The 25,916-nt window shown below is 42.4% G+C and carries 19 protein-coding genes, 1 tRNA gene and 1 riboswitch; of the genes, 9 read left to right on the top strand and 11 right to left on the bottom strand.

The window, feature by feature from the left end; all coding sequences use genetic code 11:
• Window positions 1–26 precede the first annotated feature (26 nt).
• The 3 genes from R7P74_RS18905 to dcm are packed head-to-tail and all read left to right on the top strand — an operon-like array spanning window position 27 to window position 3,510.
• Window positions 27–1,124 carry a DNA cytosine methyltransferase gene (locus tag R7P74_RS18905; RefSeq protein WP_225474117.1) on the top strand — a complete coding sequence of 366 codons (1,098 nt, stop codon included), beginning with the start codon at window positions 27–29 and terminating at the stop codon, window positions 1,122–1,124.
• On the top strand, window positions 1,121–2,533 hold the full coding sequence (locus tag R7P74_RS18900) for a protein NO VEIN domain-containing protein (protein ID WP_069544310.1): 1,413 nt from the start codon (window positions 1,121–1,123) through the stop codon (window positions 2,531–2,533). Before R7P74_RS18905 ends, R7P74_RS18900 begins: the two co-directional genes overlap by 4 nt.
• The gene (gene dcm, locus R7P74_RS18895; RefSeq protein WP_069544309.1) at window positions 2,530–3,510 is read left to right on the top strand and encodes a DNA (cytosine-5-)-methyltransferase; all 981 of its coding nucleotides are present in this window, start codon (window positions 2,530–2,532) and stop codon (window positions 3,508–3,510) included. The genes R7P74_RS18900 and dcm overlap by 4 nt, the downstream gene beginning before the upstream one ends.
• A 118-nt stretch (window positions 3,511–3,628) precedes the next feature.
• Here the strand turns inward: dcm and R7P74_RS18890 are convergent, their stop codons facing one another.
• From R7P74_RS18890 to R7P74_RS18855, 8 genes are all read right to left on the bottom strand, one after another.
• The gene (locus R7P74_RS18890) at window positions 3,629–4,123 is read right to left on the bottom strand and encodes a hypothetical protein (protein WP_069544308.1); all 495 of its coding nucleotides are present in this window, start codon (window positions 4,121–4,123) and stop codon (window positions 3,629–3,631) included.
• Complete coding sequence (locus R7P74_RS18885) at window positions 4,123–4,518, bottom strand: hypothetical protein (RefSeq protein WP_225474116.1); 396 nt, start codon at window positions 4,516–4,518, stop codon at window positions 4,123–4,125. Before R7P74_RS18885 ends, R7P74_RS18890 begins: the two co-directional genes overlap by 1 nt.
• Complete coding sequence (locus R7P74_RS18880; RefSeq protein WP_262634458.1) at window positions 4,484–5,497, bottom strand: hypothetical protein; 1,014 nt, start codon at window positions 5,495–5,497, stop codon at window positions 4,484–4,486. Before R7P74_RS18880 ends, R7P74_RS18885 begins: the two co-directional genes overlap by 35 nt.
• Window positions 5,478–6,353: a hypothetical protein gene (locus R7P74_RS18875; protein WP_318123054.1), complete on the bottom strand. Its 876-nt coding sequence runs from the start codon at window positions 6,351–6,353 to the stop codon at window positions 5,478–5,480. Before R7P74_RS18875 ends, R7P74_RS18880 begins: the two co-directional genes overlap by 20 nt.
• Window positions 6,346–6,777, bottom strand: a complete 432-nt coding sequence (locus R7P74_RS18870) for a hypothetical protein (protein WP_225474114.1) — start codon at window positions 6,775–6,777, stop codon at window positions 6,346–6,348. Before R7P74_RS18870 ends, R7P74_RS18875 begins: the two co-directional genes overlap by 8 nt.
• Window positions 6,778–6,796: 19 nt before the next feature.
• Window positions 6,797–7,954, bottom strand: a complete 1,158-nt coding sequence (locus R7P74_RS18865; protein WP_225474113.1) for a site-specific integrase — start codon at window positions 7,952–7,954, stop codon at window positions 6,797–6,799.
• Window positions 7,944–9,293, bottom strand: coding sequence for a tyrosine-type recombinase/integrase (locus R7P74_RS18860; protein ID WP_225474112.1), 1,350 nt, complete (start codon window positions 9,291–9,293; stop codon window positions 7,944–7,946). The genes R7P74_RS18865 and R7P74_RS18860 overlap by 11 nt, the downstream gene beginning before the upstream one ends.
• A 151-nt stretch (window positions 9,294–9,444) precedes the next feature.
• A complete protein-coding gene (locus tag R7P74_RS18855) occupies window positions 9,445–9,984 on the bottom strand; it encodes a single-stranded DNA-binding protein (RefSeq protein ID WP_005387798.1) in 540 nt (179 codons plus the stop codon).
• Between the two features lie 277 nt (window positions 9,985–10,261).
• Here R7P74_RS18855 and R7P74_RS18850 point away from each other — a divergent pair, with 277 nt between their 5' ends.
• The 4 genes from R7P74_RS18850 (at window position 10,262) to R7P74_RS18835 (ending at window position 16,759) form a co-directional block, all read left to right on the top strand.
• Window positions 10,262–10,906, top strand: coding sequence for a LuxR C-terminal-related transcriptional regulator (locus R7P74_RS18850; RefSeq protein WP_033907423.1), 645 nt, complete (start codon window positions 10,262–10,264; stop codon window positions 10,904–10,906).
• Between the two features lie 159 nt (window positions 10,907–11,065).
• Entirely contained in the window at window positions 11,066–11,938 is an 873-nt protein-coding gene (gene galU, locus R7P74_RS18845) for a UTP--glucose-1-phosphate uridylyltransferase GalU (protein ID WP_005381239.1), read from the top strand.
• Between the two features lie 149 nt (window positions 11,939–12,087).
• Window positions 12,088–14,910, top strand: a complete 2,823-nt coding sequence (gene uvrA / locus R7P74_RS18840; RefSeq protein WP_005381241.1) for an excinuclease ABC subunit UvrA — start codon at window positions 12,088–12,090, stop codon at window positions 14,908–14,910.
• A 67-nt stretch (window positions 14,911–14,977) separates the two neighbouring features.
• Window positions 14,978–16,759 carry a PglL family O-oligosaccharyltransferase gene (locus tag R7P74_RS18835; RefSeq protein WP_318123053.1) on the top strand — a complete coding sequence of 594 codons (1,782 nt, stop codon included), beginning with the start codon at window positions 14,978–14,980 and terminating at the stop codon, window positions 16,757–16,759.
• A gap of 59 nt (window positions 16,760–16,818) precedes the next feature.
• On the opposite strand, the gene R7P74_RS18830 is transcribed toward R7P74_RS18835, so the two are convergent.
• On the bottom strand, window positions 16,819–17,940 hold the full coding sequence (locus R7P74_RS18830; RefSeq protein WP_053350597.1) for a pyridoxal-phosphate-dependent aminotransferase family protein: 1,122 nt from the start codon (window positions 17,938–17,940) through the stop codon (window positions 16,819–16,821).
• Between the two features lie 220 nt (window positions 17,941–18,160).
• A riboswitch (Lysine riboswitch) is annotated at window positions 18,161–18,339 on the top strand.
• 101 nt (window positions 18,340–18,440) lie between these two features.
• Here R7P74_RS18830 and lysC point away from each other — a divergent pair.
• Window positions 18,441–19,793 carry a lysine-sensitive aspartokinase 3 gene (gene lysC / locus R7P74_RS18825; RefSeq protein ID WP_017821324.1) on the top strand — a complete coding sequence of 451 codons (1,353 nt, stop codon included), beginning with the start codon at window positions 18,441–18,443 and terminating at the stop codon, window positions 19,791–19,793.
• A gap of 86 nt (window positions 19,794–19,879) precedes the next feature.
• Here lysC and metH read toward each other — a convergent pair whose 3' ends face one another.
• The gene (metH, locus tag R7P74_RS18820; RefSeq protein ID WP_318123050.1) at window positions 19,880–23,560 is read right to left on the bottom strand and encodes a methionine synthase; all 3,681 of its coding nucleotides are present in this window, start codon (window positions 23,558–23,560) and stop codon (window positions 19,880–19,882) included.
• Between the two features lie 191 nt (window positions 23,561–23,751).
• On the opposite strand from metH, the gene R7P74_RS18815 reads away from it, so the two are divergent.
• Entirely contained in the window at window positions 23,752–25,083 is a 1,332-nt protein-coding gene (locus R7P74_RS18815; RefSeq protein ID WP_053306797.1) for a cation:proton antiporter, read from the top strand.
• A 756-nt stretch (window positions 25,084–25,839) separates the two neighbouring features.
• Here R7P74_RS18815 and R7P74_RS18810 read toward each other — a convergent pair.
• Window positions 25,840–25,916: transfer RNA gene (locus R7P74_RS18810), tRNA-Asp, on the bottom strand.

The following is a 25,916-nucleotide window of genomic DNA, read 5'->3' as shown; positions in this document are numbered from 1 at the left end:
ACAAAAAAACAGGCTTTGGAGTGGATATGAATGTAATTGACTTGTTCTGTGGCTGTGGGGGGCTATCCCTTGGTTTTGAGCAAGCTGGATATAATGTTCTTCTTGGCATTGATCATGATAAATCAGCATTAGAAACCTTTAAAGCCAACCATAAGAACTCTGAGGTTATTCATGGGGACATCCAAGAAATCTCGGCTAACGATATCAAACAAGTCATCAGCAATCAAACTGTTGATGTGATAATCGGAGGGCCTCCATGTCAAGGATTATCATTATCAGGCCCTCGTAAATTTGAAGATCCCAGAAATAAGCTTTTTTTGTCTTATGTTCGTTTGGTTAGAGATTTAAAACCAAAGTTCTTTGTTCTAGAAAATGTGCCGGGAATTATAAGTCTATTTAAAGGAAAAATAAAAGACCAGATCATCAAAGAGTTTAGTGAATTAGGCTACAGCGTTGAGTACGAAGTGCTAAATAGTGCTCACTATGGAGTACCGCAAATTCGTAAGAGAGCTATTTTTATTGGTTCACTTGATTGCACTGGTGCTAGTTATTTCCCAGAAAAAATAATTTCTGAAGAACAAGCCTTTATTAATTGTGAGCAGGCAGTTTCAGATCTTCATGCTTTAGATGATGACGACATGCCAGAGTCATTTTCATATGCAACTGAACCACAAAGTGCTTATCAAGTTGAAATGAGAAAATATGCTCCTAAGAGACTCCATAATCATCTTATTACAAAGCACCAAGATAAAGTTAAGTCAACTATCGCCCTAGTTCCTGAAGGTGGGAATTACAAGAATTTACCAGAAGACTTTGTTTCTACACGCAAATTTAATGTTGCTTGGACTCGATATCATAGTAAAAAGCCAGCAAGTACTATCGACACTGGTCATCGACACCATTTTCACTATAAACATAATCGAGTTCCAACAGTTAGAGAAAATGCTCGTTTTCAATCTTTTCCTGATTCATTTATATTTTTGGGAAATAAAACAGAGCAGTATCGTCAAGTTGGAAATGCAGTTCCTCCATTAATGGGGAAAGCAATAGCAGAGAAGATATTAAGGCAAACTGTAGACAAGGAATCGATAAGTTCAGTAGAGACAAAGGAATTGATTATATGACAGGTGAAAGTTTATATAAAACACCAGAGGAGCATTTGTTTCCTTTACATATGGTGCGCCCTCGATTTAAGAACAACCTAGAGAACGTTCTATTTTACATGTCTAAAGAGATTAGTGCATTCAACGGGTCTATTGATAAAGAATCTTTAAACAAAATTATTGCTGAATTCCCAGGTAATAGTCATGCCACCGTCAAAACTCTAGATAATTGGCGTACAGAGATTAGCGCCATTTTTGGTCTAATGCAGTACAGACACGGTTTAGGGCTTTATGCAAGTGCAATTTCAAAAAGGCTAGCTGAAACAGAAGATTTAATTGAATTTTTTAAGAATTTCTCAATGAAAATTCAATTCCCTAATGGCATGCTGAAGCCACATGTAAATAAGGATTTAATAGATCATAATGTAAATTTCGCACCACTTAAGTTTATTAAAGATCTACTTACACTTCTTGAAGGTCACGATAACGGTCAGGGTTTTATCACTAAAGATGAGTTGACCTACGTCGTTTTTGACGATCTCAGGTTTACTTCTGGTTCTCTATCAGTAAGTGATGCCAAAAATATCATTGTAGAAAATCGAAAACATAATGTTGTGTACAGAAGCCACAAATTTATTCGAGGTTTTACTTATGAAAGCAAAGGAGACCAAACTCGTACAGCTCTAGACTTTCTCGACTATATGCAGTTAGGTAACTTACTTGTAAAAAAATCTTCCAAGTACTTCCTAAACAATATTGAAAGTGAGTTTCTTACGTATGCTTACACTCAATCTGGGACGTTTGACCGCTTCTCTGAGTTTTATGGTAGAGAATTTGATGTAAGTGAACTGCATGATGTTAAAGAAGCTTGGTTTGATTATGTAAATGATTTAGATTTCTCTACCAGTGCGACTAGCTTGGATAAGTTTATCCGAACGAAATCAGAAAAAGATGAGTTCGTACTGAGTTTAGATAGTGGTCAAACAACTAAAATGACTACTAAAGATATTGGAGATATGGGTGAATATCTGGTTATAGCTCATGAAAAGAATAAACTAAAGATGCTTGGACTTGAACATAATCAGCACTTAGTTCAGTTCATCCCAACACATTTGGGGGCTGGTTATGATGTTAAATCTATGGATGAAATGGATAACCAAATATTTATAGAAGTTAAAACAACTTTAAGTAATCATCCGATAACCCAAAGCAGAATATCCCTCACGAAAAATGAGTGGAATGCTGCATATACTCATAAAGAAAATTACTACATATACCGACTTATTATCACGGATGAAAGCAGAAAGTTGCTGGTCATGAATAACCCTGTAAAGCTATTCCAAGAAGATCTAGTGAAACTTTCCGCCCCAAAGGGAGTAGAGTTAATATTTAAACCAACGATAATGGAAGAAGTAGAGATATTGGCATGAATAAGCTAAAAATTTGCTCAGTTTTTAGTGGCTGTGGTGGGATGGACTTGGGAGCTATTGGTGGATTCAGCTATCAAGGAAAGTACTACGATAGCAATAACTCTGAAATCGTTTTTTCATCTGACATTGACCCATATGCAGTTGAAATTTATAACGATAACTTTGATCATATATCTATGCTCGGTGACATTAGAGATCTAAAACCTTTTGTACCTAAGCATGACGTATTGATTGGAGGATTTCCATGCCAATCATTTTCCGTTGTTGCTCAAAACCCTCCTCGCTTGGGTTATAAGAATGATAATGGAAAGCTTTTTTTTGAAATGGTCGATATATTAAAGAAGCATAAACCCAAGGTTTTCATTGCTGAAAATGTTAAAGGGCTACTCTCTGCAAATAAAAAGCAAGCATTTCCTCTGGTAATACAATCATTTGAAGAGGCTGGTTACACTTGTAAGTACACCATACTAAACTCGTCTCATTTTGGGGTTCCTCAGAAAAGAGAAAGGGTTTTCATCGTTGGTTTCCTAAACCCTGAGTTGGCTAAGAGTTTTAGCTTCCCAACAGCTATCAAATCCGATATTACACTCCAGGATGTCTTAGAAAATGAAGATGAAGTTGATAGTAAGTTTTTCTTTTCACAAAAAGCTATAGACGGAATGCTAAAGAAAAGAGAGACGATGAATAAAGGTAGAGTTCAAGATCCTACTGGGTATTGCAATACTATTAGTGCGCACCTATCTAAAGCAAGTTTAAATAGTGTTGATCCTGTATTGTGTATAAATGGCCGATATAGAAGATTTACACCATTAGAGGCTGCTCGTATCCAGTCTTTTCCAGAAAACTTTAAGTTTAATGTATCGAACACAAGGGCATATAAAGCCATCGGAAATGCGGTTCCACCTGTAATGATGTGGCATGTAATGTCTAGTGTTGTTTCAACTTTGTCTTCTGCTGTGTCAATAAAAGCAGCTTGATAGCTTAAGAGTCCCCCCCAAGCATAATCAATTTAATTGTTTTGTGGCATTTTAAGGATGGGGGGGCTTCTTTCCAAGATAATTGCCTAGCTTAGGATTATTTACCGTAGAATATCATCTATTTTGACTTGGCAGGTAAACCATCATCAATTGTAGAAGCTAACTTATTGAGATCGACGCCATCCATCTTCTGAAGGTTGTATTGCCATCTCGCAAATCTTTCAAGCAATATATCGTTTTGAGAATTAAGCCTTTTATTTTCTGAACTGAGCCTTTTATTCTCTTTTTCAAGTTTTTCTACTTGCTTGATTAATTCAGCAATCGCTACGTCATCATTCCCTAGATTAGAGATAAGATCACTTAATTTGTCAGTACTTTCGAACAACGACTTGGCATCTTGGATAGCTGCTGATTTCTTTTGCCTTAGCTGCTCTTTCTTCAAATCAAAAGCATGCTTAATTTCATCATACTTGGTGAATGTGAAACGTGATGGCGGCTTTTTTAGGCCAAGTTCTAACTGTAATTTCTCAGCTAAAAGCTCATAACTAAGTTTACCAGTCCACCCATCGATGATAGCCAGTATCGTTTCTTTGTTATCTGGAACAAAAGCCATTATGCCTCCCTCATATCAGATAGTGCCAAAGCCATAAGATCAAACCCTTGGATAGCGCTTTGTTCATTTATGTTCAGTGAGCGCTTCACAGGAGATGGTGATAGCTCATCAGGTATTCTAACGTGTGCGCCATCCGCTTTTTTTGGATCTTCAAGAAGAAAAATGAGTGTTTTTATCTTAGACAAGCGAAAGCCCAGAGCTGTAACCCATCTATCCGATCCAAAAACCTGATCCTCTGCGGCGGCTTTCGCATGCCTCAATTGCTCTTCATATAGCGCTTCAAGAGTTTTTAACTCATCAAGAGAGTGAGGTATACCTTTAAGGCAAACATGTTCATTACAGACCTCACAGTCACCATTTTTAACACATGGACTTTCGGCATAGTTGGTGAACACAGAAGCCTAATCCTGTGAACTGAGCAACACCATCCCTATCAACCCCAAGAGCTTTTAGTGAGATGGGAAGTCCAAGGTCATGTAAAACCATTGGCGGTGGCGGCGCTTCGGCAGTGTAAGGTTCTAACAACTGGTTAGCTTGAGCAACAGTCATGACACCAGATCCAATCGTAACATGCCCAATACGCTGAGTTAGACGTGACTTTTGCTTTTCAGTTCGTCCGTCGTAAGCTTTGTTTTGCTTGATATCAGCTCGCCCTGACCATTTGGCGATAAGCCAATCAGCTTCACCTGCTAACTTTAATTTCGTGTTTAACCAGTGACGAAATTGGTGACTATTTAGCTTGAGAGGTGTCCCATCTTCATCTGTGATACCCAGCTCATCAAAAATTGATTCTAAGCCTCTGTCAGAGCCGATAGCATCACTCAGAGAGCCATGCCCAAGATGAACCCATGAGAAGGGCTTAGCCGCGAATTCCTTGTGAAATTCATAATCTCTGACTAATGTGATGCAATCCCATACTTTCATATCGCCATAATTAGGGAAATCCAGCGTCTTATATTGTTCATCAATAATAGAACGGAGATCCCTGTAACTAGGAAATCGAATGACGATTCCTGCTGACTTACCTGTGCGCTTATTGACGACCTCATTGTTTGGGAGAATGGTGTATCCTTGACACAAATCCTTTTTCCAGTTGTTCACATTATTCAAGTCACTAATTAAACGATTTAACCATTTGACGTTGCTTCCATATGTAGTCCAAGTAATGTTGACTCCTCTTCCTGATTTACCTGTTTTAAATCCCATTGCTTTCGCGAACTGATTATATGTCAAAGGCTTGTCTTGGGAGCTTTCTGAGTCACTAGCCAACATGAACAGATCAGGATTGTCGTACGCAAATTTTGCAGCAGACCTGGCTGGAGCAGAAATCTCAACAAGTCTTTCAAATGCTTGTTTAACAACGTCTTCTAGCAAAGCTGGCACCCACTTTCGAACGGCCCCCCCCCCCCCCTTTGGCAGGATGCCACATCAAGTACCAACGACCTTTATCACTTCGCTGTAATGAATTGACAGTCAAACCATTCAATTCTATATTTCTGCTGGGCTGGCACATCAACATAACGCAAACACTACTAAAATACTTCTGGCGTGGTGTCTTAGCTTTATGAAAAGCGTCTGCTACCTGCAACATCTGATAATCTGACGGACATTTATCTTCTATTTCCTTGCGACTTTTTTCGTCTAGTTTTATGCTCGCGTCAGATTGACGAGGAAACGGGTTCGACCAATCTTGTAGATCTAGTTTAAATCGTTTTTCTTTGATGAATTTCAATACCTTTTCGAACGAAAGGCCGATATTGCGTTTGCCGCCAGCACCTAAATCACTGCTCCGTATCTTCTGCTCTACGCGATCAATCACATTATTGTTGATGTTCATTATATCAACTGAAGATTTATCATTGTGAGCAGCGTGCTCTTCTAATGCTTGATAGAGGAATACAAGTGATGAAGCCCAAGTAGTTGAATCTTTCTTGTTAAGCGATTGCTGGTAGCGAACATATGCTTTCGCAAAGTCAGAAAAAGGAGGCTGGAAAGGTGTATATTTTGAATGATTCTGACTTGCCCCAAAAACAATCGTCAGCTTTTTTCCTTTTTCCGTCTTCCACGACCACTTATCACATTCCCAGCCATTCTGAATAATGCCTTCAGGGGTTTTGAACTGAATGTCTTCAAACAGACTCAGATCATTTTTTGCAAAAGCGATAAAATCATCATAATTCTTTTGAAAATCAATTTTATGCTTAGGAGTAAACAGCAAAACATTAGACATTTAAGGCTCCTTCATTTTCTAACTCTTGCTTTCTTGCGTTGCACTTTAGAATGACCGCCTTAATAGCATTGATACTGCGGTTATGTCCTTGCAAAACAAACTCACTGGCTCCCATATCAAGCTTTCGATCTCGTTTCAAAACGACGCTTTTCAGCATTTTTTCATGAGGAGCATTTAACCAAGGTTGAAATTTGTTACATGTGTAGCAATGTACAGAACCATTAGCGCAAAAGCCGAATGTTCCACAGTTTCCTAAAGGGTTGCCTTCGTCATTGTTAATTCTACTTCGAGGATCGTTAGCTCGAATTGCGTCTTTTTCACTGTCTATTAACGTGCCAGAAAAAGCTTGAGCTAATGGGGTAAGAGCGGTAGCTAGCGCCTCGTCGATTCTATCCGCCATCTCTTCATTAAACTCGGTATACACGGTGACCTGTTGAGTATCTTCATGCCCCTAACTCCTCAGCTATCGTATGCTCGCTGGCTCCAAGCATAGACATGTTCGTCGCATGAGTGTAACGAAATCGACGTGGATTAATATGCAAATCTCCATAATCCCCACCCACTTTAATTCGGGTTGTTTTTAAGGGGCAAAGCCGAGCTAATCTTCGTGTTATTTCCCCTACTGATGGATTTGCACCTCTCGTCCGTAAGCACAATAAATCAGGCGTTTTCTGTTTTATTTCTTCGAATGCACTAAAGTCAGTGAGATTCGATATCTCTCGGTCATTAATAAAAATGGGGATATGCTTTTTCTGCTGACTAGTAAGGCTAACGTTGAAATGTTCTTCAACCATTTTTATTGATTGTTTTGCCTGTGCAGTCAGCACCAATATTAGGTCTTCACTCACATCTTTTTTGATTTGGTAAGACCCTCTAAACGTTTCATTACGTTTTTTGGCGTTAGGTATTCGTAAATCAAAGTGCTCAATGCCAGCCTCTGTTCTTGTGAGTAGATCCTCATAATACATATGGGTTAATTGGATAGGCCGAGCACCTGTGTATTGCAATGCCATGATAAATGCATAGTCATATAATGAAATGAGCTGCTCTGTAAATGCATCTACGTACCACGTAATGAATGCTGATTGCTCCTCCAGTGTATAAGCACCGCTAAACAGGCAACCAAGTGCAACCGCTTTCCCTTTTTCATTTCCTGAAATTTTGAGCGCTGAGAGCAAGCCAACAACTTTCTTATCAACACCGTAGATTTCCTTGTCATGCCAATCAAGCAAAAAAGCACGGATACTCCCTAGCTTGTATTCTGTGTTTTTAGTCAAGCTGCTCTTAAAATTGACGACGTGCTTCTCACTGATTTTATTTGTCACACCAAAAGCAAAGAGAGCACGACACTCTCGAAAAATATTGGACGTGTAAGAAGATGAAAACTCAGCAGCGTAGTCCGCTAAAGCAAGTCTGAAACACTCAGAAAACTTAGGAGTAAGACTTAATGGTTCTAAAAGAGTCAAATTCAAACGCACATTGGTATCCAACTGCCAATTATCAGAATAAACGTCAAACTCATAGTTAGCTTTACTTAGTCGCTTGTCTGTCTTTGACTTTATATCTCTATAATCACTGTTTTTTTTCGTATTAATAGCCATAAACACCTACTTCAGCCTTATGTTTTAAATTTTCATGCATCTTTCTCCGCATCTTATTGGCTTGTTCTATAACTGTTCGTTTCAAATAAGGTCTGCCAGAGTTTAGGTCGGAATGTCCATTCTTCTCAGCTCTAATCTCTAGCTCACGCGCTTCGGTGATTTTATTTTCATCTGCATATAGTTTGGCTGCTTGGGGCTTCCCTTCGGCTTCCAATCGCTTCACTTCTTCTTCAACCGCTTTTTTTTCTTGGTCAATACATTTGGATAGCAGATGGTTGAAATAATGCCTAAAGCTGTGTGGCGTGATCCCCCAAAAACGTTCAAAATTAACCTTGCGAATACGATTAAAAATATCGTTTATCGTTTGTTTTACCAGCGGTTGACCTGATTCATAGCTTCCACTTTTGGCTTTGTGAGAGACAAATATAAATGGATGTTTTTTGGCCGCCTTTGTCTGAAAACGATGTGTTCTAACGTAGGTATTTAGTAAATCTCTCAGTTCTTTCGAGATTGGGACGGCTCTACCAAGCGTCTTCGCTGTAGGCTCATCTAAACGAGGATCTTCTTTACTATTATGTCTGCGTACAACTGATAAGGTGGGGTTGTCAGTATCAGTACCGATGTCACCAATTCTTAGAGCTGCTAGTTCACTGCGTCTACATCCCGTTTCATACAAGATTTGAACGATGAGGTAATTTCGAAACCGAATGACAGAGTTACTAAAGGGATTGTGTTCAGAGTTGGGTTTAGCCACGGCAACAAAATCTTCAAATACATCATCTGGTATCCCAGATTTATCTAAAGCCATTTGTTTGCTTTTTAAACGATCCTTTGGCATGTCGCTTTTTAGCTGCGTCTTCATTAAATCAAGCGCATCAGATAACTGCGAAGCAGACGGTTTCTTCTTAACTCGCTCTTTACCACAAAAGTGGAGATATTCAGTAATGTGAGCCATGCGAGATATATACTGAGACTTTGTGACGGTGGGCTTATCTTTTGATTTAGAAAGGTGAAATTTGCCCATATCGGTAACATTTGTTTTAGTCTGATTTTTGAAGACGCTAGCTCGATAGCTACAATGCTCTTTCAGAGCATTGATATCATCAAGGGTTGGAATGGTCCCATTGTAAATTTCTTCAAGCAGATCTCTACCATTTATACTTTCCCAAAGTTTTAAGTGTTTGATGGACTTTAGATACTGTTGAATTGAAGATGTTGTTAAATTCTTCCTGAGTTTATTAGTGACAAAGTGCGTTACCCAAAAATCAGGCATGCCGTCATCGTCTAGTAAAAAGACATAACGCTCACCGCTCATAAACTTCTTTATCTCAATCTTCATACCTAACCAAAGAAATCAACATAAAAACTTGTAAGTTAATAATATACACACCCAGCTTAAAAAATAAACACTTTTTTTTCAGCCAATAAAAGAAAAGGCCGCTATTAGCGGCCTTTAGTGTGTTTTTCAACATTTTTTATTTTGTCTTAGTTCAGAACGGGATATCGTCGTCAAAATCCATTGGTGGCTCATTGTACTGCTGCTGTGGTTGCTGCGGAGCCTGTTGTTGTGGTTGCTGTTGCTGAGGCGCATTGTACTGCTGCTGAGCTGGCTGTTGAGGCTGACCCCATCCACCTTGTTGCTGCTGTTGACCGCCCATAGGTGCACCGCCACCTTGAGCACGACCGCCAAGCATTTGCATCACACCATTGAAGCCTTGAACAACGACTTCAGTTGAGTAGCGATCTTGACCACTTTGATCTTGCCATTTGCGAGTTTGCAGTTGCCCTTCAATGTAAACTTGAGAGCCTTTACGCAAGTACTCACCTGCTACTTCCGCAAGTTTGCCGAACAACACAACACGGTGCCATTCCGTTTTTTCGCGCTGTTCGCCAGTCGCTTTATCACGCCATGAATCAGAAGTCGCAATAGTAATGTTTGCTACTGCACCGCCATTCGGCATGTAACGAATTTCAGGGTCGTTACCTAGATTCCCCACCAAAATAACTTTGTTAATTCCACGGCTGGCCATGATGTGCTCCGTTTCACTCTGGATATATAAAATTTTAGCGCATTAGAATAGCACGCTTTAATGTTTTGATTAAAGTCTAATACCATTGTGATCTATTGAGTCATGCTCTAGAACCCAAATCGTATTTCAACTTACGTGTGTAGCATTTTTGATTCGCGTTGCAGACATCGTTTCGTGAAGCTTTGAATTCGAACGCATTTATTCAGTAAAGCGATGGTTATGGCCTCTCTTTAGTGCCAGTTTATGGCTTCTATTGAACCCAGGGAGATTGGAACACGTGAGAAAGTCGGCTTACGCAAGAAAGCTATTTCTGATCAGTATGGAAGATAATGCGCAAAAAAAAGTGGCGGCACTCGAAAAGTACATTGATATGAGCATCCCGGTGATTTCAACCGAAGCACTCATGGAAGCCAAGCCACAACACCGTAATAAAATTCTACTGATCGACTTCAGTGAACATAAATCACTTGTTCAATCGATCAAAAACTTGCCTCTTGTATGGAAAAACTTTGAAACCGTTGTCTTCAACGTGCCTAAAAGACTAACCACGGATGAACTTCTTTCATTTGGTCAATTAAAAGGTGTGTTTTATTCTGAAGATACGCTAGAGCAAATTGGAGAAGGGTTAAAAGGCATTGTTAACGGTCAAAACTGGCTGCCGCGTAATGTAACCAGTCAACTTTTACACTATTACCGCAATGTCATTAATACTCATACTGCACCAGCTACGGTAGACCTAACCATTCGTGAGCTACAAGTACTGCGTTGCCTACAAGCTGGCGCCTCGAACAGTCAGATGGCCGAGGAGTTATTCGTCAGTGAATTCACCATCAAATCGCACTTGTATCAGATATTCAAAAAGCTATCCGTAAAGAACCGAGTACAGGCAATCGCGTGGGCAGACCAAAACTTAATGTCGTGATGCAATGTGAGCGGCTCTGATAACTGAAATGACGAGTCGCTCATCTTTTTTCCGCACCGAGTCTCACATTTTTTCCTACTTTATTCATGATTCATTGATACCTCTCGTGTTAAAGTTATGCGCAGATTCTTGATAAAAACGAGATAGGATATTCCCCCAATGATAAAAAAATGTCTGTTCCCTGCTGCAGGCTATGGCACACGCTTCCTACCGGCAACGAAATCTATGCCAAAGGAGATGATGCCAGTCGTGAATAAACCGCTTATTGAATACGGTGTCGAAGAAGCAATCCAAGCTGGTATGAACGGCATGTGTATTGTGACAGGTCGTGGCAAGCACTCGATCATGGACCACTTTGATAAGAACTACGAACTGGAACATCAGATTAGCGGTACCAACAAAGAAGAGCTGTTGGTAGATATCCGTGAAATCATTGAATCTGCAAACTTCACTTACATACGTCAACGCGAAATGAAAGGCTTGGGCCACGCGATTCTAACTGGACGAGAATTGGTAGGTGATGAGCCATTTGCTGTTGTTCTTGCTGATGACCTTTGTGTGAACGAGCAAGAGGGCGTACTGGCTCAGATGGTGGCACTATTTAAGCAGTTCCGCTGTTCTATCGTTGCAGTGCAAGAAGTACCAGCCGAAGAAACACACAAATACGGCGTTATCTCTGGTGAAATGATCAAAGACGACATCTATCGCGTAGACGACATGGTAGAAAAACCAGAGAAAGGCACGGCGCCTAGCAACCTTGCTATCATTGGCCGCTACATCCTGACTCCCGATATTTTTGAACTGATCGAAAACACCGAACCTGGTAAAGGTGGTGAAATTCAAATCACTGACGCGCTGCTGAAGCAAGCAAAAGCGGGCTGTGTGTTGGCTTACAAATTCAAGGGCAAACGCTTTGACTGTGGTAGCGTTGAAGGTTACATCGAAGCAACTAACTATTGTTTTGAAAACCTGTATCTAAAAGATGAAAAAACCTCTGAGCTAGGTAAGCACGCAACACAAAAAGCTGTATAAAGCATCGTCGTAGTACGAAATTACTGTATCGAAAGCCCAGCACAACGCTGGGCTTTTTACTTTACTGTTTTTTTATCCAGTAATTTTCTTTGCACATTTCTCACACTATGTAATACTTGCCCCACTTGGTTATACATAGAGCAAAAACGATGGATAAAATAGAAGTTCGCGGTGCCCGAACCCATAACCTTAAAGACATTAATCTTACAATCCCTCGCGATAAACTGATTGTCATTACTGGACTAAGTGGCTCCGGTAAATCCTCTCTCGCTTTCGATACATTGTATGCAGAAGGCCAACGACGCTACGTAGAGTCTCTCTCTGCCTACGCTCGTCAGTTTTTGTCTCTGATGGAAAAACCCGATGTCGACCACATTGAAGGGTTATCACCTGCGATTTCTATTGAACAGAAATCTACCTCTCATAACCCGCGTTCAACCGTCGGTACAATTACCGAAGTCTACGACTACTTACGTCTATTGTATGCTCGTGTGGGCGAACCCCGCTGTCCAACGCACCATGCCCCTCTTGCTGCGCAAACCATCAGTCAAATGGTGGACAAAGTCCTAGAGATGCCGGAAGGCAGCAAAATGATGCTATTGGCACCTATTGTCAAAGAACGTAAAGGTGAGCATGTTAAAACGCTTGAGAACTTAGCGGCTCAAGGCTTTATTCGTGCGCGTATTGATGGAGAAACTTGCGATCTTTCCGATCCTCCAACCCTTGAGCTACATAAAAAGCACACCATTGAAGTGGTGGTAGACCGCTTTAAAGTTCGTCCAGACTTACAACAGCGCTTGGCCGAATCTTTCGAGACCACGCTCGAATTATCAGGCGGAATTGCGGTTGTCGCGCCAATGGATGGCGACGGTGAAGAGATTATTTTCTCCGCCAACTTCGCTTGTCCACAATGTGGTTACAGCATGCAAGAGTTAGAGCCGCGACTTTTCTCATTCAACAACCCTGCTGGTGCATGTGGCACTTGTGATGGCTTGGGTGTTCAACAATACTTCGATCCAAGCCGAGTCATTCAAGATGATTCATTAAGCTTGGCACAAGGTGCGATTCGCGGTTGGGATCAAAAGAACTACTACTACTTCCAAATGCTCACCTCATTGGCCGATCATTATGGTTTTGACCTCCATGCCCCTTTTAATTCTCTGCCAAAGAAAACGCAAGATGTCATTCTAAAGGGCTCAGGTCGTACTGAGATTGAGTTTAAATACATCAACGATCGTGGCGATATTCGCGTTAAACGCCATCCATTCGAAGGTATTCTGAATACCCTAGAACGTCGCTATCGTGATACAGAATCCAACTCTGTCCGTGAAGAGCTTGCAAAATACATCTCCACTAAATCTTGTTCAAGCTGTGGCGGTACTCGTCTACGCCTTGAAGCACGTAACGTGTTTATTGCTGATACGACACTACCTGAGATTGTTGAACTCAGCATTGCTGATGCATTGGAATTCTTCCATTCCTTGAAACTGGAAGGTCAACGCGCCCAAATCGCTGAAAAAGTGATGAAGGAAATCAACGACCGTCTGCAATTCTTAGTTAACGTCGGTTTGAACTACCTAAACTTATCACGCAGTGCTGAAACCTTATCAGGCGGTGAAGCTCAACGTATTCGTTTAGCAAGCCAAATTGGTGCAGGTCTTGTTGGTGTCATGTACGTCTTAGATGAACCGTCGATTGGTCTCCACCAGCGTGATAATGAACGCTTATTAAAAACGCTCACTCATTTGCGCGATTTAGGTAATACCGTACTTGTGGTAGAACACGATGAAGATGCGATTCGCTGTGCAGATCATGTCATAGATATTGGTCCTGGTGCTGGCGTACATGGTGGTAATGTTGTTGCGGAAGGCACCATGGAAGAGATAGTCGCGAATCCGAATTCTCTGACAGGTCAGTACTTAAGTGGTGTTAAAGAAATCGCAGTACCGAAAGATCGCACGCCGCGAGATCCGAAAAAAACGGTTGAGCTATTAGGCGCAACAGGTAATAACCTTAAAAACGTTAACCTTTCAATTCCCGTTGGGTTATTCAGCTGTATTACAGGAGTATCTGGCTCAGGTAAATCAACGCTGATTAATGATACTTTCTTTAAAATTGCGCATACCCAACTTAACGGAGCGACAACGGCTCAGCCTTCACCTTATAAATCGATTAAAGGTCTAGAGCACTTCGATAAAGTCATCGATATCGATCAAAGCCCAATTGGCCGTACACCTCGCTCTAACCCTGCAACCTATACGGGGATCTTTACACCAATCCGTGAACTGTTTGCAGGCACACAGGAGTCGCGTTCTCGCGGTTACAAACCGGGCCGTTTTAGTTTTAACGTACGCGGTGGTCGTTGTGAGGCCTGTCAGGGTGACGGTGTTATCAAAGTAGAAATGCACTTCCTACCAGATGTTTATGTGCCATGTGATGTGTGTAAAGGTAAACGCTACAACCGTGAAACGCTCGAAGTACGTTACAAAGGTAAAACTATTGATGAAGTGCTAGAAATGACGGTCGAAGATGCACGCACCTTCTTCGATCCAGTTCCTGCCATCGCTCGCAAACTACAAACACTGATGGATGTGGGTTTGTCGTACATACGATTGGGTCAAGCGGCAACAACACTCTCCGGTGGTGAAGCACAGCGTGTGAAACTGGCGCGAGAGCTATCCAAACGTGATACAGGAAAAACCTTGTACATTTTGGATGAACCAACAACCGGCTTGCACTTCCATGATATCCAGCAGTTGCTCACTGTACTGCACAGACTTCGCGACCACGGAAACACTGTCGTGGTGATCGAGCATAACCTGGACGTCATTAAGACTGCGGACTGGATTATCGATCTTGGTCCTGAAGGGGGTCAAGGTGGCGGCGAGATAATCGCTCAAGGCACTCCGGAAGATGTGTCGCAAATCGAGGGTTCGCACACAGCTCACTTCCTCAAGCCTATGTTGAAGTAGAAAAAACAGGTAAAGTATCGAGACCAGCAAGTGCTGGTCTTTTTTCATTCAAAACAACGCAATAACTATGGCTACTATACATGTAAGTGGAACAAAGCTTTCTCCCGAAAAAGTACAGGTTCCCCTCAATCGCAAGTTTCTCATTGCCTTGGCAACACTATTTGTGTTGGCAATGCACTTTTTCATGCCCAACCCCGGCGGTTCGGGGCTTTCGCTTTCGTTCAATGCGACAACTTGGATTGCTTTTAGCTTTGCATTAGGCATTGGGTGTTACCAACTAGCGAATAATCGAGTGCTACGTTACTCAAAACTAACCATCGGCTTGTTCATTAGTGCTCTTATCATGACAGTGCCCATTCTGTACCCAAATGCGAATAGCAGCTTGGCAGCCAATAAGCTCATAGGCCTGTGGTGTGGTGTCCTGTTCTTTATTGTTTTACAACAATTTCATTTCAGTAATAAACATCGCCAACGCCTATTATGGTTCATTGTCCTTGCGGTTGTTATCGAAGCCATTTTTGGTCTGACACAATATCTGTATCTCAAACCAGGCAATCCGTTTGGTTACGACACGGTGGCCAATCGTCCTTATGGTATTTTCCAACAGCCCAATGTAATGGCCAGTTTTCTTGCGACAGGGTTGGTGATTGCCAGCTATTTACTTGCACGTCAGCCCTACAAATACGATCGTAAGTTAAGCGATGTTTACCTTCTCTATGCCGTACCAGTTTTAACTTTACCACTAATTGTGGCGTTGGCTTCACGCACTGGTTGGTTAGCCTCGGTCATCGCCGTGTTGTTGGTCATTCCATACATGTACCGCTTTGCAACCAAAGGGCGCTTTATCCGCTGGGTTGTGTCACTTGTAAGTGGGCTCTTACTCTCTGTCGTTGTCATGCATCTTGCCTTTCCTGATGGAGGTAGGTTAGCCGCAGAAAAAGTAAATATGGAGTCTCCTCGAGCGTATACTTTTCCGCAAACATTAGACATGGTGATTGAAAAGCCTTTTACTGGTTATGGATATGGCAAGTTTGAATCTGAGTACATGCTGTATACGGCTCGTCAACATGCCCTAAATGAGAATTACCCAGCAGGTTTGCCAGCCATGGATCATCCGCATAACGAGCTGCTTTACTGGGGAGTAGAAGGTGGCTTGCTGCCAATACTCGGCATCTTCTTAGCGATGGCACTGGTACTGTATCGAATCTATCAAGCCAAACGCGGAACTCGTCTTGCGTTGCTGGCCTTGTTTATACCTATCGTATTGCACTCGCAACTGGAATACCCTTTCTACCACTCTCTCGTGCATTGGTTGATCTTCGTTATCCTACTGTACTGGGTCGATCAGCGCGTCTCTCGTTATCGACAAGTCGGCTTTAGTAATGTGACCAAAAGCTTGCTGCGTGTTTTTAGTTTGGTACTTCCCGTTGCGTTTACGTTTTACATGGTAAGCGCATTACATACGAACTATGTATTGACGAAGTTTGAGACCACTAGACCAACTAACCCTGATATTCTGAATCAAGTCAGTAACCCTGTGGTTTGGAAAGACAGGTTTGATTGGGATGTCTATAGCACGTTTTTAAACCTTGGGCTGTACCAACAAGACGCAACCTTGATTCAGCCTTATATCGATTGGTCGCTAAAAATCATCAAAGATAAGCCTCGCCCTGCATTTTATAATAATTTGATTTTGGCCTACCAAGGCTTAGATGACTCAAGTAAAGCGGAGCAAATTAGAGCTGAAGCGCAGTTTTTGTTCCCTAAGATTGATTTCAGTGACGTCAATTACCAACCACCTTCTCAAGCAATCTCTGCCTCACCAGCCCCCACTTCAGGTGCAGAGTAATAAGTACAAAAAAGCGAAGGGATGACCTTCGCTTTTCTTTATCTCATTGCTGTATGATTTTATTCAGTGAGTGACTCTTCTAACGCTTTTAAGCACAGCGCAACGTTTTCAGATCGAGCGCCGTAACCCATTAAGCCAATACGCCACGCTTTACCAGCTAATGCCCCAAGGCCTGCACCAATTTCTAGGTTATAGGTTTCTAGCAAGTGAGCACGAACTTTTGCTTCATCAATTCCTTCAGGCACGTAAATCGCATTTAATTGTGGCAACCGATGGGCTTCGTCCACAACAAATTCAAATCCTAACTTTTGTAAGCCATTTTTGAGTTTTTCATGCATCAGTTGGTGACGAGCCCAAGCGTTTTCTAATCCTTCATTTTTCAGTATCAATAAAGCTTCATGAAGCGCATACAAGCTATTAACTGGCGCCGTATGATGGTAACTACGCTTGCCTTTTCCACTCCAATACCCCAAAACTAAACTCTGATCGAGGAACCAACTCTGTACTGGTGTTGTTCTTGCTTGAATCTTTTCAATCGCGGCAGGAGAAAACGTCACTGGTGAGAGTCCAGGTACACATGACAAACATTTTTGACTGCCAGAGTAAACCGCATCCAGTTGCCATTCATCCACTTTTAACGGCACACCACCAAGTGACGTCACCGCATCAACAATAGATAATGCATTATGCTGTTTCGCCAGCTTACCCAATGCTTGAGCATCACTGACTGCACCAGTTGAGGTTTCCGCATGCACAAAAGCAAGAATTTTTGTATCTGGGTGCTGTTCGAATGCTTGCTCGACTTTATCAATGGAAACAGGCGTCCCCCATTCATCATCGACGATAACAACTTCACCACCAGCACGGACGACATTTTCGCGCATGCGTTCACCAAATACACCATTACGGCAGACGATCACTTTATCGCCTTTCTCGATCAAGTTTACAAAGCAGGTTTCCATCCCTGCACTACCTGGCGCTGAAACCGCAATAGTGAACTCATTGTCAGTTTGAAAGGCATACTTCAATAGCTGCTTGAGCTCATCCATCATACCGATAAACAGAGGATCAAGGTGACCTACAGTAGGACGGCTTAGTGCTTGTAACACTTGAGGATAAATATCAGAAGGACCAGGTCCCATTAAAATACGGTGAGGTGGAATAAAGCTTTGGATCGACATGTCAGCTCCTTGATTATCTTTTATCCTGAGCATTCTAAAAGTTCTATTCAATAACATGGCTCAGGTGTAGGGTTCTTCACCCTAATAGATTTTTCCTCTATCAGCAATTAGCCGTAAGTATGGAGGTCAAACCAGTGTCACAAAATCGTTAATAAAAAACACCATAAAGGTTGAAATATTGATTGACATTAAGGCCTCAAAACCGTTCAATGTTTGAGCTTTATGTAGAAGAGGAGCGCTACCCAGGTAGATGATTTGTGGAACCGCAATTCCAACACCAATCATTGAGGGGGAGTAGTGCCGAGGTAAGTCAAAGTTGCAGGATTTGACTTGTCGGTTGAATTGGGCTGAATCCCATCAACTGTCATCAGCGCAGTCTGATGAAGGGCTTCTGAGGGTAAATTTTTCAAATAGCATTCTAAATACCTCTCTTTTTGCTCTGTTCCTTTTCTCACTAAACATTGGATGTACAATTTTTTAGGAAGTCGTGGGAGAACGCAGTGAGCGCATTTAACGTAGCTAAATTCGGTGGAACCAGTGTTGCCAACTTTGAGGCAATGAGTCGTTGCGCCACCATTATCGAAAACAATCCAAATACTCGCCTAGTCGTGAGCAGCGCTTGCTCTGGCGTCACCAACCTATTGGTAGAACTCGCCAACGGTGTTCAGGATCAAACGCACCGTACTGAGCTACTGCAAAATCTGGCCAACATTCATGACGCCATTTTAACTCAGCTCGAAGACAGCACGAAAACTGCTGCCGAGGTGTATGGCATATTAGATACCGTAACCAGCCTGGCCGAGGCTGCATCTATCCAAGCTAGTGCGAAGTTAACCGATCATTTAGTCGCATGTGGTGAACTCATGTCGACGCACATTCTAACTCAGTTAATGTGTGAGCGAGGCATTCAAGCAGTGCGCTTTGATATCCGCGATGTGCTGCGTACTGATGACAACTTTGGTCGCGCGGAGCCAAACATTGAAGCAATTTCGACGCTTGCGCAAGATAAACTCGTACCACTTTGCCAACAATCCGTTGTTGTTACTCAAGGCTTCATAGGATCTGACGAAGCCGGTAATACAACAACATTAGGTCGAGGGGGCAGCGATTACAGCGCCGCCTTAATTGCTGAGAGCGTTAAAGCGGCAGGGCTAGAAATCTGGACTGATGTTCCGGGTATCTACACAACAGACCCGCGAATTGCACCAAAAGCCTCACCAATTCCTGAGATCAGCTTTAGTGAAGCTTCAGAAATGGCTAACTTTGGCGCTAAAATCCTTCACCCTTCTACGCTAGTACCTGCATTGCGCCACGACATTCCGGTATTTGTAGGGTCATCGAAAGAGCCTGAAAAAGGGGGAACTTGGATTCGCCACCAAGTCGAAAGCTCACCGTTATTCCGTGCGCTAGCTTTGCGTTGTAACCAAACCATGGTAACGCTACGCAGCGCCAATATGTTCCACGCATACGGTTTCTTAGCAAAGGTCTTTGAGATCCTTGCAAAGCATAAGATCTCTGTCGATTTGATCACGACATCTGAAATCAGTGTATCGTTAACACTTGATCAAACTGATACATCTGGTGGCGCGCCGCAGCTGCCGCAAGCTGCACGAGAAGAGTTAGAAGAGTTATGTAAGGTAGAAGTTGAACATGACCTATGCCTCGTTGCTCTCATTGGTAACAACATGAGTGAGAGTAAAGGCTACGCGAAACAGGTTTTTGGCACGCTAGAAGATTTTAACCTACGCATGATTTGTTATGGCGCTAGCCCTCACAACTTATGCTTCTTGCTCCATGAATCGGTATCGAAACAAGCCATACAAAAACTCCACACGGAGTTGTTTGAGAAGTAAGTTCAACTCAATAAAACAAAGGGCTGCGTATCTGCAGCCCTTTGTTGTTTCAATAGTTGTTACATTTGGACGAGGTAAACATCAATTTAACCGTTAATGTTTGGCCCTAACCATTTTTCAGCCTCGATCCTATCCCACCCCTTACGATCGGCGTAACTCTCTAGCTGATCTTCTTGAATCTGTGCGATCGCAAAGTAACGTGAGTCAGGATGAGAGAAATACCAACCAGAGACTGACGCGCCCGGATACATTGCATAGCTGGAGGTTAGAGTCATGCCAATATTCTCTTCCACATTAAGTAGCTCCCAAAGCGGTCCTTTTTCAGTATGCTCAGGGCACGCTGGATAACCTGGTGCAGGGCGAATACCTTGGTATTTTTCACGAATGAGATCATCGTTAGATAAATCTTCATCCGCAGCATAACCCCAAATTTCTTTACGGACACGCTCATGCAAATACTCAGCAAACGCTTCGGCTAGGCGATCCGCCACCGCTTGAATCATAATTGCGTTGTAATCATCTCCCTGTGCTTTGTATTCATCAGCAAGCTCTCGTTCACCAATACCACCAGTGACAGCAAATGCCCCTATCCAATCATGCTTACCCGACTCTTTAGGTGCGATGTAGTCGGATAAACAATAGTTGAATCCTTTTGGTTTCTCGGTCTGTTGTCGCAAGTTACGTAATACTTTCACAACGTCGGTACGAGTTTCATCAGCATAAACTTCAATGTCGTCCCCCACGCTCGCAGCAGGGAATAAGCCACACATTCCACGCGCTTTTAACAGGCCTTCTCGCTCAACTCGATCAAGTATCTCGTTGGCATCTTCGAATAAACGTTTTGCTTCTTCACCAACTTCTTCATGTTGGAAAATTGTTGGATACTTACCCACAAGTGACCAAGTCATAAAGAATGGTGTCCAATCGATGTATTGACGTAATATAGCCACATCAAAATCATCGAAGATATGAATGCCAGGCTTAACAGGCACTGGAGGAGTATAAGCTTCCCAATCGATAGCAACTTTATTCGCTCGAGCAGCTTCTAATGTCACTGGTTTGGTTCTCGGTTTCTTTCGATTATGTTGATCACGTACTCGTTCGTAATCAGCTTCAAGTTTTTCAACAAATTCAGGGCGACGTTCATCTGACAGAAGAGAAGTACATACGCCCACTGCACGTGAGGCGTTGCTCACGTAAACCACTGGATGCTTGTAATTTTGCTCAATCTTAACTGCTGTATGGGCTTTTGACGTTGTTGCGCCACCGATGAGAAGAGGTAAGTTAAAGTCGAGACGCTCCATCTCTTTTGCAACATGCACCATTTCGTCTAATGAAGGCGTGATCAACCCTGATAAACCAATAATATCGACGTTTTCTTCTTGCGCTACTTTTAAGATCTTTTCGCAAGGAACCATGACACCAAGATCAATAATTTCATAATTATTGCACTGCAATACAACGCCAACGATATTTTTCCCGATATCATGTACATCACCTTTGACCGTCGCTAGCAAAATCTTACCGTTTGTTTGTCCCACCTGCTTTTCTGCATTGATGTAGGGCTCCAGATGCGCGACTGCTTGCTTCATCACTCGTGCAGATTTTACGACCTGAGGAAGGAACATTTTACCTTCACCAAACAAGTCTCCGACGACGTTCATCCCATCCATTAGTGGGCCTTCAATCACCTCTAATGGCTTTGAAGCGTTGACACGAGCCTCTTCGGTATCATCAACGATGAACTCAGTTATTCCTTTCACTAACGCGTGCTCTAAACGCTTTTCAACAGGCCAAGTTCTCCACTCAAGTGCAGAGGCATCCTCCTCTTTACCTACCCCTTTGCCTGCATATTCCGCCGCGATATCTAACAATCTCTCAGTGGCGTCATCACGACGGTTAAGAACGACATCTTCCACAGCCTCACGCAATTTTTCAGGCACGTTATCGTAGATTTCTAACTGACCCGCATTCACAATCCCCATATCCATACCATTTTTAAAACAGTGGTAGAGGAACACCGCGTGAATCGCTTCACGTACATAGTTATTGCCACGGAAAGAGAATGAGACGTTAGAAACACCACCAGATATCATCGCATGTGGTAAATCACGTTTGATATCGCCAACGGCTTCAATGAAATCCACCGCGTAGTTATTATGCTCCTCGATCCCCGTAGCAATGGCAAAAATGTTTGGGTCAAAAATGATGTCTTCTGGTGGAAAGCCCACTTCATCAACAAGAATTCGGTAAGCGTTGGTACAAATTTCTACTTTGCGCTCACGTGTATCTGCTTGCCCAATCTCATCAAACGCCATCACAATCACAGCCGCACCGTAACGGCGGATCAACTTAGCTTGTTCAACGAATTTCTCTTTGCCTTCTTTGAGAGAGATCGAGTTAACAATGCCTTTGCCTTGGATACACTTAAGACCGGCTTCAATAACCTCCCACTTGGAAGAGTCAACCATGATTGGTACTTTTGAGATTTCAGGTTCTGACGCACAAAGGTTTAAAAAGCGAACCATACAAGCTTGTGCATCCAACATGCCTTCATCCATGTTGATATCGATAATTTGAGCGCCATTTTCAACTTGTTGACGAGCCACATCGAGCGCTTCGTCGTACAGTTCTTCTTTAATCAAGCGCTTAAAACGCGCAGAACCAGTTACATTCGTACGCTCACCGACATTGATGAATAAAGAGTCTTTATCAATGGCGAGCGGCTCTAAGCCAGACAAGCGACAAGCAACGGGAAGTTCAGGTAATTGACGAGGGGCGATATTTTCAACCGCGAGTGCCATTTGGCGAATGTGCTCAGGAGTTGTACCACAACACCCACCAATCAAGTTTAAAAAGCCGCTTTGAGCCCACTCTTTAACATGCTTAGCCATATCTTCTGGCGACAAATCGTATTCGCCGAATGCATTCGGAAGCCCAGCATTTGGGTGAGCGGAAACAAAAGATTCTGATATACGCGAGAGCTCTTCAACATAAGGACGCAGTTCATCCGGGCCAAGTGCACAGTTCAAACCAAACGAAATCGGTTTAACATGACGTAATGAGTTGTAAAACGCTTCTGTGGTTTGACCGGATAATGTTCTACCGGAAGCATCAGTAATAGTCCCCGAGATCATCACAGGTAACTCAATCCCCATCTCTTCAAACACACTTTCAACAGCAAATGAACAAGCCTTAGCGTTAAGAGTATCGAAGATGGTCTCGATAAGAATAAGATCAGAACCACCTTTAATCAGCGCTCGAGTCGATTCAGAGTAAGCCTCAACTAACTCGTCGAAAGAAACATTTCGATATCCAGGGTCGTTTACATCAGGAGAGATAGAACAAGTGCGGTTCGTCGGCCCTAAAACCCCTGCGACATAACGCGGTTTATCGGGTGTTTTTGCGGTCCATTCGTCTGCAACTTCACGTGCAAGCTTGGCAGCAGCAAAGTTAATTTCTTCACTTAGGCTTTCCATCTCGTAGTCAGCCATCGCAATGGTTGTTGCGTTAAACGTGTTGGTTTCGAGAATATCTGCACCCGCTTCTAAATATGCAGCGTGAATTTCCTTGATAAGTTGAGGCTGACTTAGAACCAACAGGTCGTTGTTACCTTTTAGATCACAATGCCAATCCGCAAAGCGCGTTCCTCGATAGTCTTGCTCTTCAAGTTTGTACCCTTGAATCATGGTTCCCATACCACCATCAATCAAAAGAATACGTTGCTTCAATTGAGCTTCAATCTGTTGTATTACGTTACTTCCCACAGTACAGCCTCATTCCTTTAGTTATCTTTCCATCCTATCACACAAACTTCAGGAGTCTAGACGTCTAAACGTAGAATTAATGATTATTTTATATCCTTCTTAACTTGCAAAATAATCACGAAAAAATGTTTGCTATTTAAGCAGCATCAGCCGAGAATTCCATTCATAAAATGTTACAAATAGAGAGCTCTATGTCGGTCTATCATACTTTATGTTTTCTATCCGCAGCTGCGATGCTAATTGCTTTTGTAAACAGCAAGATAGGAAAGATGCAAACCACCATTGCGATTACCGCAGGTTCAATGGTGCTTTCACTTCTAATCTTAATTGCGGGTCAAAACAACTGGTTCCATCTCACCGAAATTGCAACGGAGACGGTCACAAGGATTAACTTCGAAGATTTCTTGCTCAAAGGCATTCTTGGCTTCTTACTATTTGCTGGTGGACTAGGCATCAAACTCCCGAACCTTAAAGATCAAAAGTGGGAGATCACTGTTTTAGCCCTTGGAGCTACACTGTTTTCTACGTTCTTTATTGGATTTGCGCTGTATGGGTTTTGTCAGTTAATTGGCATCCAATTTGATTTGGTCTACTGCTTACTATTTGGTGCTCTAATATCGCCAACTGACCCAATCGCTGTATTGGCTATTGTGAAAAAACTCGATGCTCCTAAACGTATCTCCACTCAGATTGAAGGAGAATCGCTCTTCAATGATGGCTTCGGTTTGGTTATCTTCGTCACTCTATTTACGATTGCATTTGGCACTGAGGCACCAACTGTAGGTAGTGTCACCTTACTCTTCATCCAAGAAGCTATCGGTGGTATCACATATGGTTTCGTCCTCGGTTTGCTATTCCACTACTTGATCAGTGCCACCGATGATCACTCAATGGAATTGTTACTTACCATTGGTGTCCCAACGGCAGGTTACGCATTTGCTGAATACATCCATGTATCAGGCCCACTCGCAATGGTTGTATCCGGTATTATGATTGGCAACTGGACACGCTTTATTGGCTTTTCAAAAGAGAGTGAAGATCACCTTGACCATTTTTGGGAGCTTGTTGATGAATTCTTGAATGGCGTGTTATTCCTACTGATCGGTATGTCGATGCTGCTATTTGAATTCCACAAAGAAGACTGGATCATGATGGCTATTTCAGTCCCTCTTGTACTAGCAGCTCGCTATCTAAGTGTATTTCTTTCTTACATAGGCTTTAAACGTTACAGAAAATATAATCCATGGTCAGTGCGTATTTTGACGTGGGGCGGCTTACGCGGGGGCCTTGCATTGGCAATGGCACTTTCCATTCCATCTGGTATTTGGGTGATTCAAGATAAGTTAATCGATGTAAAAGAGATTATTCTTGTAATGACCTACTCCGTCGTTGTTTTCTCTATCCTCATTCAAGGCTCAACAATCACTCCAATGATTGAAAAAGCAAAAGCAGAAGAGAAGAAGATGGAAGAGAACAACCAAGCAATAACCACTCCGGAACATACGGAGCCAGTGGACTCTTAAAGACACGTAACTTAATAAATAAAAAGCAGCTACCTAGCTGCTTTTTTCATAACTAATTTTCAGACTCCCCTTCAAGGACGAATGTTCCTTATTCTTTGATATACCTTCAAATATACTAAGAATCGCTACGCTACATTTTCATAGATACTAACTATTGCCGACAGATAGTATTCATAGACGAATCTTTTAATTTACCCATTTTCATCTGTATCACTTCTCTTCCCTTGGCAATATAGGCTCCTCGCAAACATCAAAGCTAAACTTCCACAATACTTAGCAATGAGCGAGTTTATATTTTTATGAGAAAGAGACGTTTAGGGTGCTTACGTTCAGAACCCAGACAGGTTAGCAACCTCACCAAGATAAAACTGAGCTAGCATTCAGGTAGATCAAAGCCTTAACAGAAATTTAGTCCCCCTCTCTCTTGATCTCAGTGAGACTAAACTTGTATTCAAAGTCGTCCTGTTTTCAAAATTGGAACAAGTGACACCTCAAACAATTAAACTCTGTCACATAACTAGATTTTCTAATATCGAACAAAAGGAGCTTTGGTGAATGAAGAGGCTCAAAACTAGCGCTCGAGACTGCAGAAACCACACAAAACTGCGTTCCACTTCACTCATACAGGGCTTAGAAAGCATAGCCAGAGGGAAGCCTGCCTCTCGATGCAAGGTTTCAATATGAAAGTGGGTTTAAGGTAAGTCGGGGAACCAAAACGAAAAAAGCCTCAGTCTTTCGACTGAGGCTTAATATAAATGGCGGAGTGGACGGGACTCGAACCCGCGACCCCCGGCGTGACAGGCCGGTATTCTAACCAACTGAACTACCACTCC

It is taken from the genome of Vibrio sp. 2033, from assembly GCF_033339735.1.
This window is presented reverse-complemented; position numbering and strand designations above follow the sequence as displayed.

Bases quoted from the DNA above. Each gene is read 5' to 3' on its own strand.
- R7P74_RS18905 (WP_225474117.1), top strand. From the start codon at position 27: ATGAATGTAATTGACTTGTTCTGTGGCTGTGGGGGGCTATCCCTTGGT.
- R7P74_RS18900 (WP_069544310.1), top strand. From the start codon at position 1,121: ATGACAGGTGAAAGTTTATATAAAACACCAGAGGAGCATTTGTTTCCT.
- dcm (WP_069544309.1), top strand. From the start codon at position 2,530: ATGAATAAGCTAAAAATTTGCTCAGTTTTTAGTGGCTGTGGTGGGATG.
- R7P74_RS18890 (WP_069544308.1), bottom strand. From the start codon at position 4,123: ATGGCTTTTGTTCCAGATAACAAAGAAACGATACTGGCTATCATCGAT.
- R7P74_RS18875 (WP_318123054.1), bottom strand. From the start codon at position 6,353: ATGTCTAATGTTTTGCTGTTTACTCCTAAGCATAAAATTGATTTTCAA.
- R7P74_RS18865 (WP_225474113.1), bottom strand. From the start codon at position 7,954: ATGGCTATTAATACGAAAAAAAACAGTGATTATAGAGATATAAAGTCA.
- R7P74_RS18860 (WP_225474112.1), bottom strand. From the start codon at position 9,293: ATGAAGATTGAGATAAAGAAGTTTATGAGCGGTGAGCGTTATGTCTTT.
- R7P74_RS18855 (WP_005387798.1), bottom strand. From the start codon at position 9,984: ATGGCCAGCCGTGGAATTAACAAAGTTATTTTGGTGGGGAATCTAGGT.
- galU (WP_005381239.1), top strand. From the start codon at position 11,066: ATGATAAAAAAATGTCTGTTCCCTGCTGCAGGCTATGGCACACGCTTC.
- uvrA (WP_005381241.1), top strand. From the start codon at position 12,088: ATGGATAAAATAGAAGTTCGCGGTGCCCGAACCCATAACCTTAAAGAC.
- R7P74_RS18835 (WP_318123053.1), top strand. From the start codon at position 14,978: ATGGCTACTATACATGTAAGTGGAACAAAGCTTTCTCCCGAAAAAGTA.
- R7P74_RS18830 (WP_053350597.1), bottom strand. From the start codon at position 17,940: ATGTCGATCCAAAGCTTTATTCCACCTCACCGTATTTTAATGGGACCT.
- R7P74_RS18815 (WP_053306797.1), top strand. From the start codon at position 23,752: ATGTCGGTCTATCATACTTTATGTTTTCTATCCGCAGCTGCGATGCTA.